Origin of the sequence: Bacteroides sp. AR29 (genome assembly GCF_900217715.1) — a bacterium.
In the GTDB taxonomy this organism is placed as follows: domain Bacteria; phylum Bacteroidota; class Bacteroidia; order Bacteroidales; family Bacteroidaceae; genus Bacteroides; species Bacteroides uniformis.
In genome coordinates this window covers 98,055-113,664 of record NZ_OBMS01000011.1, presented here as the reverse complement: position 1 = coordinate 113,664, position 15,610 = coordinate 98,055, and the positions used below count along the sequence as shown (strand labels likewise).

Annotated in this window: 8 protein-coding genes; 4 read left to right on the top strand and 4 right to left on the bottom strand. The window is 44.6% G+C overall.

Translation table 11 applies throughout. The annotated features are described in order from the left end of the window. Positions 1-15 precede the first annotated feature (15 nt). Entirely contained in the window at positions 16-2,976 is a 2,961-nt protein-coding gene (locus CSD97_RS09240; protein WP_009036545.1) for a TonB-dependent receptor, read from the bottom strand. Between the two features lie 71 nt (positions 2,977-3,047). Then, complete coding sequence (locus tag CSD97_RS09235) at positions 3,048-4,415, bottom strand: neutral/alkaline non-lysosomal ceramidase N-terminal domain-containing protein (protein WP_022401572.1); 1,368 nt, start codon at positions 4,413-4,415, stop codon at positions 3,048-3,050. Between the two features lie 237 nt (positions 4,416-4,652). On the opposite strand from CSD97_RS09235, the gene CSD97_RS09230 reads away from it, so the two are divergent. The 4 genes from CSD97_RS09230 (at position 4,653) to CSD97_RS09210 (ending at position 11,695) form a co-directional block, all read left to right on the top strand. After that, positions 4,653-6,566 (top strand): GH32 C-terminal domain-containing protein, encoded by a 1,914-nt coding sequence (locus CSD97_RS09230; protein WP_229075267.1) that lies wholly within the window; start codon positions 4,653-4,655, stop codon positions 6,564-6,566. Between the two features lie 16 nt (positions 6,567-6,582). After that, a complete protein-coding gene (locus CSD97_RS09225) occupies positions 6,583-7,743 on the top strand; it encodes an MFS transporter (protein WP_098032312.1) in 1,161 nt (386 codons plus the stop codon). A gap of 233 nt (positions 7,744-7,976) precedes the next feature. Continuing rightward, a complete protein-coding gene (locus tag CSD97_RS09215; protein WP_005826288.1) occupies positions 7,977-8,864 on the top strand; it encodes a carbohydrate kinase in 888 nt (295 codons plus the stop codon). Positions 8,865-8,935: 71 nt separating this feature from the next. Next, complete coding sequence (locus tag CSD97_RS09210) at positions 8,936-11,695, top strand: substrate-binding domain-containing protein (RefSeq protein ID WP_081027411.1); 2,760 nt, start codon at positions 8,936-8,938, stop codon at positions 11,693-11,695. Positions 11,696-11,757: 62 nt separating this feature from the next. On the opposite strand, the gene CSD97_RS09205 is transcribed toward CSD97_RS09210, so the two are convergent. Beyond that, positions 11,758-11,946, bottom strand: coding sequence for a hypothetical protein (locus tag CSD97_RS09205; RefSeq protein WP_005826290.1), 189 nt, complete (start codon positions 11,944-11,946; stop codon positions 11,758-11,760). 90 nt (positions 11,947-12,036) lie between these two features. Further along, positions 12,037-15,594 carry a pyruvate:ferredoxin (flavodoxin) oxidoreductase gene (gene nifJ / locus CSD97_RS09200; RefSeq protein WP_005826291.1) on the bottom strand — a complete coding sequence of 1,186 codons (3,558 nt, stop codon included), beginning with the start codon at positions 15,592-15,594 and terminating at the stop codon, positions 12,037-12,039. Positions 15,595-15,610 lie beyond the last annotated feature (16 nt).

The following is a 15,610-nucleotide window of genomic DNA, read 5'->3' as shown; positions in this document are numbered from 1 at the left end:
TTTCTATTTTTATGTTTAGAAACTAAGAATTAACTGAATAGTATATGTTCTATTAATAGGATAGATATTACGAGAATCAACTCCACCTTGAAAACTTGCTGAGTTAATCATTGGAGTTAGTCCGGAATAACCAGTAATGGTAGCTACATTATTACATGAAAGTGCTATGCGAGCATTGGAAAAGACTTTGAATACTTTGGTGGGAATGTTGTATCCCAATGTTATATATTCAATGTTTACATAATCTCCTTTTTCAAGCCAATATGAAGTATGTACAATATCATAGATACCTAAGTCAGGGGCTGTCTTAAGTACATTATATGAAGGAAATAAGTTTAAGTTATTATAATTAAGATGGGTTGCGTTATAAATTTTATGTCCAAATGCGCCATTGAATTGGACAGACAGGTCGAATTGCTTATATCGTAACTGTGCATTAAGATTCATGTTGACTTTTGGTACAACTTGACCAAGTATCTCTCTATCTCCAGAATCTGAGTGGTCAATGGTTCCATCACCGTCTAGATCTTTAAATTTATATGTTTTCTTTCCATCTGAAGCTTGATTGAAGCCATCGTGTACTGGTAAACGGAAAATACCAACGGGATAACCTTCTGCCATATAAGTAACAGCTGTGTTTGCGGTAAGCCCTGAACCACCTGCACTTGATACTACTACCCAGTCTGTGGTAGTTAATGCTTCACCATTATATGCTCCTGAAAGTGATATTAATTTATTTTTTAAGAATGATACATTACCTGATAAATTGAGTCCCCATTTTTTATTTTTGATTACTTCTCCTGAAATGGAAAATTCAAATCCTTTATTAACCATTTCTCCCATATTGGCAAGTAAGGTGGGGTATGTAAATGGCGGAACAGATACATTATATGTATACAGTAAATCTTTAGTTGTTGAATGGAAGTAATCCATCGTTCCACGTAAACGACCATTGAACATTGTAAAGTCCAATCCAATATCAAAAGTATATTTTGTTTCCCATTTTAAATCGGGATTAGCATTGGAAGCTACAGCATAAGTTACTACTGACTGATTGTTGTAAGATGAAATTCCATTTGGAGATAAGACTTGTAAAGAGTTGAGTGGTGAAATAGCATCTTGATTACCTGTAACTCCATAACCGGCACGTAGTTTAAGTGTAGAAAATATTTTTTGCTTTTTCATGAATTCTTCATTACTGATAATCCATGCGGCAGATGCGGAAGGGAAAAATCCCCATTTATGGTTAGCTCCAAGTTTAGATGAACCATCTGTACGTGCATTCACTGTTATTACATATTTATTGTCAAACATGTAGTTGAGGCGTGCCATATAAGATAAAAGTGTGTTCTTTTGAGCCCCTGATGATGCATTTCCATAACTTAATAGGGCACCGGCTGCAAGATTATTATATTTAAAGTAGTTGGTATCAAACCCTTCTGTATATACAGAACTATTGAATGTATAGTAGGATTGACCTTCTACTAGAGCTAAAGCATTAATTGCATGTTTGTTAAATTCTTTTGAGTAATTTGCTTGTATATTACCCATCCAATCTTTGCCATGTCGATTGCTGACCTGAGCACGTCCACGATTACCTCTATAAGCATATACATCATTGGGGTAATATGCTTTATTATTTGCGTTTACATACATAAATGAGCCAAAAGCGCTTAATGATAATCCATCGATTATCTTATATGTTGCTCTTGCACTGGCATTAATGCGTGTGCTTTCATTTTTCAAATCGTATTCCATTATTTCTCCTGGATGTACAACCATTGATGAAACATTGTTGTCAATGTCCCATATACCAGTTTCTGGATTTCTTTCAGATGGATATGTTGGATTATAAACGGCAGCGCTTGACCAAACATTGGAACCTGGCTTGGATTCACGGTAAATAGCAGATAAATTAAATTCAAGACTCAATTTATTATTTAGACCATGTAAGTTTGAGTTGAAACGTCCGTAATACGTGGTATTACCAGTATTACGTACTGATCCGGTTCTGTCATTTATACCAAATGTGGCACGCATGCTTCCTTTTTTTGTTGCTTGTGTAAGAGAGACTGTATGATTATTTTGGGTATATACAGAATTTTGTACCCAATCCATCCAGTTGGTACTTGCACCTAAATCTTTTCCTACTCCAGAAAATAAAGTTTGATTGACATGCCTCCATTCGTCAGGTGATAACATTTGTAATTGTTTATATGCATGGCTGATACCGAATTGGCCATTATATGTGATATTGGAAACTCCTTCTTTTCCTTTAGCTGTAGTTACAACAATTACGCCTGCTGCACCGCGTGAACCATATTGGGCTGTTTCAGAAGCGTCTTTTAAAACTGTAACTTCTTCAATATCTTGGGCTGCAATTGTATTTAACATCTCTAGGGATCCGAAGACTCCATCTATGATTACTAATGGATCATTACCTCCTGATAAAGAAGATGTTCCACGAATGCGGACAGTCGGTTCAGCATTAACATTCCCACCGTCTTGAGAAATAACCATACCAGGAACTTTGCCTCTGATGGCATCAATAGGAGTAGCAATATAACCAAGATTCATATCTTTTGCCGTAACACGATCTACTGCTCCTGATACAGATCGTTTATTACCGACAGCATAACCGATAACTACTACTTCATCCAGAGCTTTACTGTCTTCCACGAGGGTTATATTAATTTTTTTTCTACCAGCGATAGCTACTTCTTGGGTTATGCAACCTACGTAAGAAAAAACAAGAGTAGCATCACTGTTTGTGTTGATTGTGTAATTTCCATTAAGGTCGGTGATAACTCCTTGGGTGGTTCCCTTAACTAATATGCTAACACCTATAATAGGCTCATCATCTGTTCCAATAACAGTTCCTGTCACACTGATTTGTTGAGCTAATATGGAATTGGAATAAAGTATGAATAAAAATGTTATCCATATGAATTTTTGGGTAAATATATGTGTTTTCATAATCACATTTTCTAGTTAATCAAAAGTTTGTTATGTGGGCTGTCCTTTTTATAAGGATAGCCCAGCTTTTTTTAATGAGTGGCTTCATTGATTAAATCAAGTAGTCCATTGACAATGGCGCTTTCTGCATATCCGGGTTTTAATCTGGAAGAAAGTACTTCAAATGTCTGAAAACCATAAGCTGCATCATTAGGTATATATCCAGAACGTGCTGTTCCATTTGTTATTGTTGCCATCATTGTGCGTGTATATGGAGATTCATTTTTCAATCTGACTGCTATATAATTAAATATTTCTGCATTAACAGATGTAATAGGTATATTGTCTAGCATAATTAGACCGAGACGGAGCTCAATCGGGTCTGCATCTTCATATTTGCCTTCGTAGCCAGCTCTTCCTTTATTTAATCGGTTACGTCCTGGACAAGTTATAATTTTGCTTCCCGTATTAATTGGAATAACTGTTTCATAACGTTTGATATTACGCATAACATGTTGAACTTCTTCTCCTAACATTTGCCCCATAGATATGATGATATCTTTCTGTTGTTGCATTAGTTTTGCTACTTGAGGGTTGTTCCGGTCAAGCCCTGTGCCTCCTGGAGGCATTGCATTTGAGATATCTTCGCCTCTTTTTGCATATTCCTTAATACGGATATCTCGTAACTCATACGTCTGATTGAAGTAAATCGGGTTTTGGTCACCACTGGCTCCGGTTGACCATACTGCTATTATTTCATTATCAAAAGTGTCTTCTATGTATTTGGAAGTTGTTCCTGGTACATCTCCACTAATCATATCCAACTGCCCTGCTGCAACAGCATGCATTGCGTAATTATAATATACTGCGATGGGTTTGTTATCCATTGTTTTGAAACAGATGACTGCAACTGTTTTATCTGATATCCCTTCATAGTTGGGGCCTTCCCACCAGCCGTGACGTTCTTGATCAAAAATATTGCGATTGATATTGATATATGAAACTCCACTACCATATCCTATTTGGGCAGGTTGTAGTTTGGATGTGGCTTCTTTAATGGAAGAGAATATTTTTTCATTCAAGACTTCTGGTTTTAAACGTGCTCCACTATGTGTATGTGACGCTGTAATCATTATATTATTTTGGGGTATTCCAATTTCCGTCTCAACCCGTTCTGTTATAGTCTTCCATTGAGCATCACTGATACCACCTATATCTACTGTAACCAATGCTGCTTTCGTATGATTATTATCAATTACAATAGCTCGGCTATGAATATGGTCAAGGATACCGAAAGAATTCGGTGGTAATTCATCTTGATTAGGAGTAATGTCCACTTTTGCAGCTCCAACCCTTAATGTTCCTTTGGGACCGTTTTGCGCATAAGTAGGACTTACAAGCATTATGGAAAAAAGCATTATAGCTAATCCATACATTTTTTTTGCTTTACATGTTTTCATGGTCTTAATAATTTGAGTTTAACTTAATATATTATTTATTTTATAACAATGGCAAATATAGCGCTAAGAAAATGAAATGCTTGTCAAATATGTTTCAAAAACTATGAATTTTGTTACCTCAGCATTGTTCTACAATACTGAGGTAACATTTGTTATAGTAGTTGCAACATTAATTATGTCCAGGCTTCTTTTTTTGTTGTTTCTTTGCAAAACCTTATTAATATAATACCATTAAACATGAAACATTTATTAACACAGTGGCAGATGGCAGTAAAATGGAGTATAGCATTATTCGCAAGTTTGTGCTGTTTACTCTTTTGGGGTTGTAAACAAGCTACTCATTTTCAGATGCAATTGGAGCATATGAATGAGTTGGAAAGTATTATTTATGTGGAAGGACAAGCAAAAATATTGCTTCTTCCAATTCAAGAGTCTGCAGATGAATCTCTTTTGCAAATAGAGAGTGGGGACGGGAATAAAATTATGCAGACTTTAGACGTACATATGGCAGTTGACAGTATAGATTATTTTGTTCCTCTTGATTTAGATAATTATCGGCAGGGTAGTGGAGAGACTATTATGATTCGTATGAAAGGACTCTATAATAATGCTGTTACGTGGGATGCTATAGAGCTGGTTGATACTTTTGATACTACTAACCGTGAAACTTTTCGTCCAATTTACCATCACACACCTTTGTATGGTTGGATGAATGATGCCAATGGATTGGTCTATAAGGATGGAGAATATCATCTTTATTTTCAATATAATCCTTATGGCTCTGTTTGGGGGAATATGCATTGGGGACACTCAGTCAGTAAAGATTTGATGCATTGGGAGCATAAAGCACCGGTGATTGCTCGTGATTCTCTGGGACATATATTTTCAGGTAGTTCTGTTGTAGATGTAGAGAATACAGCTGGTTATGGTGCAGGAGCTATTATTGCTTTTTATACTTCTGCAAGTGAAAAAAATGGGCAAATTCAGTGTATGGCTTACAGTAAAGATAATGGGTATACTTATACTAAATATGAAAAGAACCCTATTCTGACTCCTTTTGATGGGATAAAAGATTTTCGTGATCCCAAGGTCTTTTGGTATAATCCTGAAAAGAAATGGATTATGATTGTTTCTGCTGATAAAGAAATGCGCTTTTATGCTTCGTACAATTTAAAGGATTGGACATATCTTAGTGCGTGGGGAGAAGGATATGGTGTGCAACCTCGTCAATTTGAATGCCCAGACATGGTCCAATTACCAGTTAATGGTAATAAGGATTATATGAAATGGGTTATGATTGTCAATGTAAATCCTGGTTGCTATTTTGGGGGAAGTGCTACGCAATATTTTGTAGGCAATTTTGATGGGACGAAGTTTGTCTGTGATAGTCCTAAAGAGACAGTAAAATGGCTGGATTGGGGAAAGGACCATTATGCAACAGTTTGTTTCTCAAATACTTGTGATAGGGTTGTTGCAATACCTTGGATGAGTAATTGGCAGTATGCAAACATCGTTCCTACAAAACAGTTTCGTAGTGCTAATGCCTTGCCTCGTGAGTTAGGGTTGTATGAACAAGATGGTGAATTTTATGTATCAATAACTCCAGTAAAGGAAGTACGTGATATACGTAAAGAAGTGAGGGAGATATCTACATTTATGGTTGATACCGAGTATCATGTGGATACATTGTTGAATGAGAATAGTGGGGCCTATGAAATTGAAATGCAGTTTGTCAATGGTACAGCAAATATAATGGGGGTTAAACTATTTAATGAAAAAGGTGAAGAGGTTGATATTTACTTAGATTTATTAGAAAGTAGATTAGTAATGGATCGCACGAAGAGTGGTATTGTTGATTTTGGTCGTAATAGTCAATCTCATATACTTGAAACCCATGATAAACGTATGAAAACTTCGATTAATTATATCGATGATTTTGCTCTTGCTACTTGGGGGCCTATAGTAAAAACAATGAGCCATACTTTAAATATATTTGTTGATAAGTGTTCTGTTGAGATTTTCCTTGATGGTGGTAAGGTAGCTATGACTAATTTGGTTTTCCCTAATGAGCCATATAATCGTATGAGTTGTTATGCAAAAGGTGGAAGCTACAAAGTGAATAATTGCAGAATTTACAGATTAGGGTTTTAAAAAATAGGATATAATTATGCAAAAAACGAATTCCTTGGCAAAGCTCTTTCCGGTCATGCTTTGCTTCTTCGCCATGGGCTTTGTGGATTTGGTGGGCATCGCCTCCAACTACGTGAAGGCCGACTTGAACCTGACCGACTCGCAAGCCAACATATTCCCGTCTCTGGTGTTCTTCTGGTTCCTCATCTTCTCCGTACCTACGGGTATGCTGATGAACCGCATCGGACGCAAGAAGACGGTGCTTCTCAGCCTTGTCATCACGTTTGCCTCTTTGCTTCTCCCGGTTTTCGGAGACGGCTACGTGCTGATGCTGCTCTCGTTCTCATTGCTGGGCATCGGCAATGCGCTGATGCAAACGTCGCTCAACCCGCTGCTTTCCAATATCGTAAGCGGCGAGCGGCTGGCAAGTTCGCTCACCTTCGGACAGTTTGTAAAAGCCATTGCTTCGTTTCTGGCTCCATACATCGCCATGTGGGGAGCTACGCAGGCCATTCCGTCTCTGGGCATAGGCTGGAGGGTGCTGTTCCCGGTCTATATGGTCATTGCGGTGATTGCCATTCTCTGGCTGAGCGGTACTTCCATCCGCGAGGAAAAGGAAGAGGGACGCCCTTCCACCTTCGGGGAGTGCCTCGCCCTGCTGGGCAAGCCGTTTATCTTTCTCTGCTTCCTGGGCATCATGTGTCATGTGGGCATTGATGTAGGTACGAATACCACAGCGCCCAAAATCTTGATGGAGCGTCTGGGCATGACGCTGGCCGATGCCGGCTTTGCCACCAGCCTTTACTTCATTTTCCGCACGGCGGGTTGCTTTCTCGGCGCCTTCATTCTTCAGAAGATGGCTCCCCGAACCTTCTTCGGCATCAGCGTGTTATGTATGTTGGCTGCGATGGTAGGGTTGTTCGTTTTCCATGAAAAGACAATGATATACATTTGCATTGCCCTTATCGGTTTCGGCAATTCGAACATCTTTCCGGTTATCTTCTCTCAGGCGTTGCTTGCTATGCCACAAAAGAAGAACGAGGTTTCCGGTTTGATGATTATGGGGCTCTTCGGCGGTACGGTATTTCCGATAGCAATGGGCTTGGCAAGTGATGCTGTAGGACAAAGCGGTGCCGTGGCTGTGATGACGGTAGGGGTAGTGTACTTGTTCTTCTATATGCTGCGTATGAAGCGGTAATCTTTGTTCGCAGGCTGCGGACACATATCCCAAGGCTGCGGATATCTGTCCCAAGGTTGAGGATGTCTATCCCAAGCCTTGGGATAGAGATAATCCTTGGTTCTTAGAAACTTTTTAATAGATAGTTGGCAACTTTTCATTCTATAGTTAGGAACTTTTTATTAGGTTTGCAGCGGGTAGGACATTGAGTTTGCCGTGAATAAAATATATCATTCATTAAACAATATAATATTATGAATAAGATAATAGTAGGTATGGGCGAGGCTCTGTGGGACTGCCTCCCCGAAGGAAAGAAGATAGGCGGTGCTCCGGCAAACTTTGCTTACCATGCATCGCAGTTTGGTTTCGACAGCCGTGTGGTCAGTGCCGTAGGTGCCGATGCGGATGGGGACGAGATTCTGGATGTGTTCGCCCGGAAGGGGCTGCGCACGCAGATTGAGCGCGTGCCTTACCCCACGGGAACGGTGCAGGTGACGCTCGATGCCGTGGGCGTGCCGTGCTATGAGATAAAAGAAGGCGTGGCCTGGGACAACATCCCCTTTACCGACGAACTGAAGCGTCTGGCACTGAACACGCGTGCCGTATGTTTCGGCTCTTTGGCGCAACGCAGTGAAACAAGCCGCATCACCATCAACCGTTTTCTCGACACGATGCCCGATGCGGAGGGGCAACTGAAGATATTCGACATCAATCTCCGCCAAGGGTTCTATACCAAAGAGATACTCTGCGAATCCATGCGCCGCTGCAACATCCTCAAGATAAACGATGAGGAGCTGGTGACCATCAGCCGTATTTTCGGCTACCCGGGCATCGACTTGCAGGACAAATGCTGGATTCTGCTGGCCAAGTATAACCTGAAGATGCTTATCTTGACTTGCGGAACGAACGGCAGCTATGTGTTCACTCCGGGAGTGGTTTCCTTCCAGGAGACGCCCAAGGTACCGGTGGCGGACACCGTTGGAGCCGGTGACTCGTTCACGGCAGCCTTCACCGCTGCCATTCTCAGCGGGAAGCAGGTGCCCGATGCCCATAAACTGGCGGTGGAAGTCTCTGCCTATGTATGTACCCAGAGCGGTGCCATGCCGGAATTGCCGGTGGCCTTGAAAGAAAGGCTGGCATAGATTTTTCTTATTCTTTTCACATTTTTCGTTATCTTTGCTCATCTGCAATCTTAAATCAGAGGAAAGTGAAGATGAGACAGCATAACCTTCGGATTTTATTCTTTTTGCTCGTGCTTTGGGGAGTGGCGGTTGCCTGCTCCCGGCGCGAGGCACGTTTCCGTATCGGCGTTTCCCAATGTAGCGAGGATGAATGGCGGCGCCAGATGAACAGTGAGATACTCCGTGAAGCCCATTTCTACGAGGATGTGGAGGTGGACATCCGTACTGCTGTCGACGATAATGACCGTCAGGCAAAAGACATTCGTGAGCTGATAGCCGAAGGGGTGGATCTGCTGATTGTGGCCCCTAATGAAGCCACTCCGATAACTCCGGTTGTGGAGGAGGCATACAACCGGGGCATTCCGGTGATTGTAGTGGACCGTAAAATCCTTTCGGACAAATACACGGCCTACGTCGGTGCAGACAACTACGAGATAGGGAAAGCTGTGGGAGAGTATGTGGCCAATGTGCTGCATGGGCATGGAGATGTGGTGGAAATCTCAGGTTTGGTGGGCTCCACACCTGCCGTAGACCGTCATCAAGGATTTGTGAAGGCTATATCCGCTTATCCCGGTATCCGGTTGCTGGCCGTTGAAGACGGTGCCTGGTTGCAACTCAAGGCCGGAGAGAAAATGGATACTCTGCTGAGCCGCTTTCCGCATATCGACCTGGTGTATGCGCAGAATGACCGTATGGCGGCCGGAGCCTATGCTGCCGCTGCCCGAGAGGGGCGGGAAAAGGATATGCGGTTCATCGGCATAGACGCCCTGTCCGGCAAAGACTATGGAGTGGAGAAAGTGCTTGCCGGCGAACTGGATGCCACGTTTATATATCCTACCGGTGGCGACCGCGTGATGCAGATTGCCATGGATATCCTGAACAAGCGTGATTTCCCCCGTGAAACTATCCTGGGCACTTCCGTCGTCGACCGCGACAATGCTCTCATCATGAAGATGCAGACCGCCCACATCGGCACTCTGGATGGAAAGATAGAAACCCTGAACGGAAAGATAAACCAGTATTTAGCCAGTTATGCCACGCAGCAGGTTGTCTTGTACGGCAGTCTGTCCGCCCTATTGTTGCTGGTCGGTTTGTTGGTGGCTGTCTACCTCTCCTTGCGTGCCAAGAACCGGTTGAACCGTGAACTGTCCATGCAGAAAAAGAAACTGGAGGAACAGAAAACCCAGTTGATACAGCAGAAGGAACTGTTGGAAGTACAGAAGTCGCAGTTAGAACAGCTTTCCCATGAACTGGAGGAGGCTACGCACGCCAAGCTGGTGTTCTTCACGAATATTTCACACGATTTCCGTACTCCGCTGACGCTGATAGCCGATCCCATAGAGCAGCTTCTTGCCAACCGCACCCTCGACGGACAGCCGCGCCAGCTCCTCGAGCTGATGAAAAAGAATGTGCATATCCTGCTTCGCCTGGTCAACCAGATACTTGATTTCCGGAAGGTGGAGAACGGGCGCATGGAGCTCCATCTCGAACCTTTTGATTTGCTCGACAGCTTCCGGGGCTGGAACGACTCTTTCCGCATGGCGTTGCTGAAGAAACATATTGCTTTCAGCTTTGAGGCATCTCCCGATACGGACTTCCGGATGATGGCAGATGCGGAGAAGATGGAGCGCATTTACTTCAATCTCTTCTCCAATGCCGTGAAGTATACGCCGGAGAATGGGAAGATAGCTATACGCTTGTCAATGACAGAGCAGAACTATAGCTTGTCTGTTTTCAATTCCGGCAGTTACATTTCTTCGACCGATGTGGAAGCTATCTTCGAGCGTTTTTATCAAGTGGACGGACATCAGGCAGGTACCGGTATCGGCCTTGCGCTGGTACGTGCTTTTGTAGAGATGCATGGTGGCAACATTGCGGCACACAGTGATGATAAGGGTACTACCTTCACCGTCACTTTCCCGAAGCAGGATGTTTTGCAGTACCATCCCACCATAGTGACGTTGCCTGCCGAAGAGAAGGACGTGTCGTCCACCCTGATAGATACGGAAGTGAAGGCATGCGAAGAGGTGGTTGAGGCTGATTGTCCTACTGTGCTGGTAATTGACGATAATGCGGATATTCGCAACTATGTGAAGTCACTGTTGACGCAAGAATTTCGCGTGCTGGATGCTGCGGACGGGACAGAGGGTATCCGGCTGGCCATGAAGTATGTGCCGGATGTGGTTATTTCGGATGTAATGATGCCCGGTATGGATGGTGTGGAATGTTGCCGCCGCTTGAAGGGGGAGTTACAGACATGCCATATCCCGGTGATTCTGCTGACGGCCTGCTCGCTGGACGAACAGCGTATCCAGGGCTATGATGGCGGTGCCGATTCTTATATTTCCAAACCATTCAATTCGCAGTTGCTCTTGTCTCGTGTCCGCAATCTTATTGCAAACCGCCGTCAGTTGAGGCAGTTCTTCGGAGATAACCAGACTATCGAGAAGGAAGCCATCAGTGATTTGGATAAGGGTTTCGTCTCCCGCTTCAAATCGCTTGTCGAGGAGAGGATGAAAGATGCGGAACTCAATGTGGAGGATTTGGGACGGAATATGGGTATGAGCCGTGTGCAGCTTTACCGTAAGCTGAAATCGCTGACCAACTATTCGCCGAATGAGCTGCTGCGCCAGATGAGGTTGAAAAAGGCTGCCTCACTGCTTGCCTCCTCTGACATGACGGTAGCGGAGATTGCCTATGAAGTGGGCTTTTCGTCACCTTCCTATTTCACGAAATGCTATAAGGAACAGTTTGGGGAGAGTCCTACCGAGTTTCTGAAAAGAAGGGGATAGCTGTTGTCTATCCCCCTTGTTCTTAATACACGTCTGTTTACTTCTGTAAATGATACTGGAACTTATTTCAGTATTTGAGGCAGGTTTTCCCTTCCCCAGAAGTAGTAAACACAGATTCCAATCCAGCTTGTGAGCAGGATGATAATTGCAACTAATAGTTTCTTCACGCCGTCTACCGGCCACTTCATGATTTCAAGTACGGCTTTGACACACAGAACCACACCGATAATCCAAATGATAAATCCAATCATAACCTGTGATATTTAGTATTGTTAATTAAAAACAAATAGAGACTACGCCTTATTCAGGAGCAGCCTCTATTCTTTATTTAGTAATCGGAATTACTCTGTAACTTCAGCGCCCCAATTTTCTTTGGAAAGACGCTTGTAGCTGTTGTAACGCCATTTAGCGTTTTCTTCAGCAGCCTTGAACAGCTCGTCGGCCTCCTGCGGATATTGCTTCATTACGGATGCGTAACGAACTTCACCCTTCAGGAAGTCTTGGAATCCGCTCCAATCCGGTTCCTTGCTATCCAGCGTGAACGGATTCTTGCCTTCAGCCTCCAGAGCCGGGTTGTAACGCCACAAGTGCCAGTAACCGCACTTAACGGCCTTTTCTTCCTCTGCCTGGCTCTTGCCCATACCTGCCTTCAGACCGTGGTTGATACACGGAGCGTAAGCGATGATGAGTGACGGACCGGGATATGCTTCTGCTTCACGGATAGCCTTTAAAGTCTGAGCCTGGTCGGCACCCATAGCGATTTGGGCAACGTATACGTAACCGTAAGTAGTAGCCATCAGACCGAGGTCTTTCTTGCGTACACGCTTACCGGCAGCGGCAAACTTGGCGATAGCGCCTACCGGGGTAGCCTTGGAAGACTGACCGCCTGTGTTGGAGTAAACCTCAGTATCCAGTACGAGGATGTTGACATCCTTACCGCTTGCGATTACATGGTCGAGACCACCGTAACCGATGTCGTAAGAGGCACCGTCGCCACCGATAATCCACTGGCTGCGTTTTACCAGGTATTGAGACAGACTGGCGATAGTCTTGCAGCTGTCGCACTTGTCTTTGGCAGCTTCTACCATCGGAATAATCTTTTCAGCCAGTTCCTTGCTCTTGTCTGCATCGTACATGTTTTCAATCCAAGCCTGGAATACTTCTTTGTATTCAGCCGGAGTTCCTTCTGCTGCGATGGCATCTTCCATAGCCTTCACGATACGTGCGCGCATCTTTTCGTTGGCAAGCTCCATACCCAGACCGAATTCGCAGAAGTCCTCGAACAATGAGTTTGCCCAAGCAGGACCGTGACCTTTTTCGTTCTTGGTATAAGGAGTAGAAGGTACTGAACCGGAGTAGATGGAAGAACATCCTGTTGCGTTGGCTACCATTTCGCGGTCACCGAACAACTGGGAAATCAGCTTCACATACGGAGTTTCACCACAACCGGAGCAAGCACCTGAGAACTCGAACAACGGAGTAGCGAACTGAGAGTTCTTCACGTTGGCCTTGATGTCAACCAAATGTTGTTTGCTCTTCACGTTTTCAGCACAGTAGGTCCAGTTGGCAGCTTCCGGCAATTGGCTTTCGAGGTGCTTCATAGTCAGAGCCTTGCCACCCTTCTTCGGGTTGCCCGGACAGACATCGGCACAGTTGCCACAACCCAGACAGTCGAGAACGTCTACCTGAATACGGAATGTCATACCGTCGAATGCTTTACCTACAGCCTTCAGTTGAGTGAAGTTGGCACCCTTCTGCTCTTCAGCATCGAGTACGAACGGACGGATGGAAGCGTGAGGACAAACGTATGCACACTTGTTACACTGGATACAGTTTTCAGCGTTCCATTCGGGAACGAATGCAGCTACACCACGTTTCTCATATTTGGCAGTACCTTGTTCCCAAGTACCGTCTTCAATACCCTTGAATGCAGATACCGGCAATAAGTCACCGTCTTGTGCGTTGATAGGACGAACCACTTCGTTGATGAATGCAGGATCGTTGTTTTCAGCCTTGGCGTCGTCTGCCAAATTGGCCCAAGCCGGGTCAACGGTCAGTTGCTTGTATTCGCCGCCACGGTCAACTGCTGCGTAGTTCTTGTTGACAACGTCTTCACCCTTCTTGCCGTAAGACTTAACGATGAACTTCTTCATCTGTTCTACAGCCAGGTCAACCGGAATAACGCCGGTGATACGGAAGAATGCGGATTGCAGGATGGTGTTGGTACGGTTGCCCAAACCGATTTCTTGTGCAATCTGAGTAGCATTGATATAGTAAACAGTGATATTGTTCTGTGCAAAGTACTTCTTCACCTTGTTAGGCAGGTTCTTGGCCAGCTCTTCGCCTTCCCAGATGGTGTTCAGCAAGAAAGAGCCGTTCTTACGCAAGCCGCGGGTTACGTCGTACATGTGCAGGTAAGCCTGAACGTGGCAAGCCACGAAGTTAGGCGTGTTTACCAGGTATGTAGAGCGGATAGGAGTATCACCGAAACGCAGGTGTGAGCAGGTGAAACCGCCTGATTTCTTGGAGTCGTAAGAGAAATAAGCCTGGCAGTGCTTGTCGGTATTGTCACCGATAATCTTCACAGAGTTCTTGTTGGCACCTACTGTACCGTCAGCGCCCAAACCGTAGAATTTGGCTTCGAACATGCCTTCGCCGCCCAATGCGATTTCTTCTTCCTGGGGCAGAGAAGTGAAGGTAACGTCATCTACGATACCGATAGTGAAGTGGTTCTTCGGCATCGGCATAGCCAGGTTCTTGTAAACGGCGAGGATTTGCGCGGGAGTAGTGTCCTTGGATCCCAAACCGTAACGGCCGCCTACGATAACCGGAGCATTCTCTGCACCGTAGAAGCAGTCTTTTACGTCGAGGTACAACGGTTCGCCGTTAGCACCCGGTTCTTTCGTACGGTCCAGTACGGCAATCTTCTTGGCTGTCTTGGGAACGGCGGCAAGGAAGTGCTTGGCAGAGAACGGACGATACAAGTGAACGGCAACCAAACCAACCTTTTCGCCATTGGCAACGAGGTGGTCGATAGCTTCGCGGGCAGCTTCCGTTACAGAACCCATGGCGATGATAACGCGTTCTGCATCTTCTGCACCGTAGTAATCGAACAAACCGTACTTGCGGCCTGTGATTTTGGAAATCTCGTTCATGTATTCCTCAACGATAGCCGGAACTGCTTCATAGTAGTTGTTGCAAGATTCACGGTGTTGGAAGAAGTGGTCAGGATTTTCGGCCATACCACGGGCAACCGGGTTCATCGGGTTCAATGCACGTGCGCGGAATTCAGCCAAAGCTTCCTGGTCGATAAGCGGAGCGAGGTCTTCGTTCTCCAGCATCTCAATCTTCTGGATTTCGTGAGAAGTACGGAAACCGTCGAAGAAGTTCATAAACGGAACACGGGCCTTGATGGTGGCCAGGTGGGCAACACCTGCCAAGTCCATAACTTCTTGTACAGAACCTTCGGCCAACATGGCGAAACCGGTCTGGCGTGCAGACATAACGTCCTGGTGGTCACCGAAGATACACAGTGCATGGCTTGCCAATGTACGTGCTGATACGTGGAATACACAAGGCAGGAATTCACCGGCAATCTTGTACATGTTCGGGATCATCAGCAACAGACCTTGTGAAGCTGTGTAAGTAGTAGTCAGCGCACCGGCTTGCAGAGAGCCGTGGACGGCACCTGCAGCACCGCCTTCTGACTGCATTTCCTGTACCAATACTGTTTCGCCGAAGATGTTCTTGCGACCTGCGGCAGCCCATTCGTCTACGTATTCAGCCATCGTAGAAGAGGGGGTGATGGGGTAGATGGCAGCTACTTCGGAGAACATATACGAGATATGTGCAGCAGCCTGGTTACCATCACAAGTAATGAATTTCTTCTGTTTAGTCATAACTAAATTGAATTAT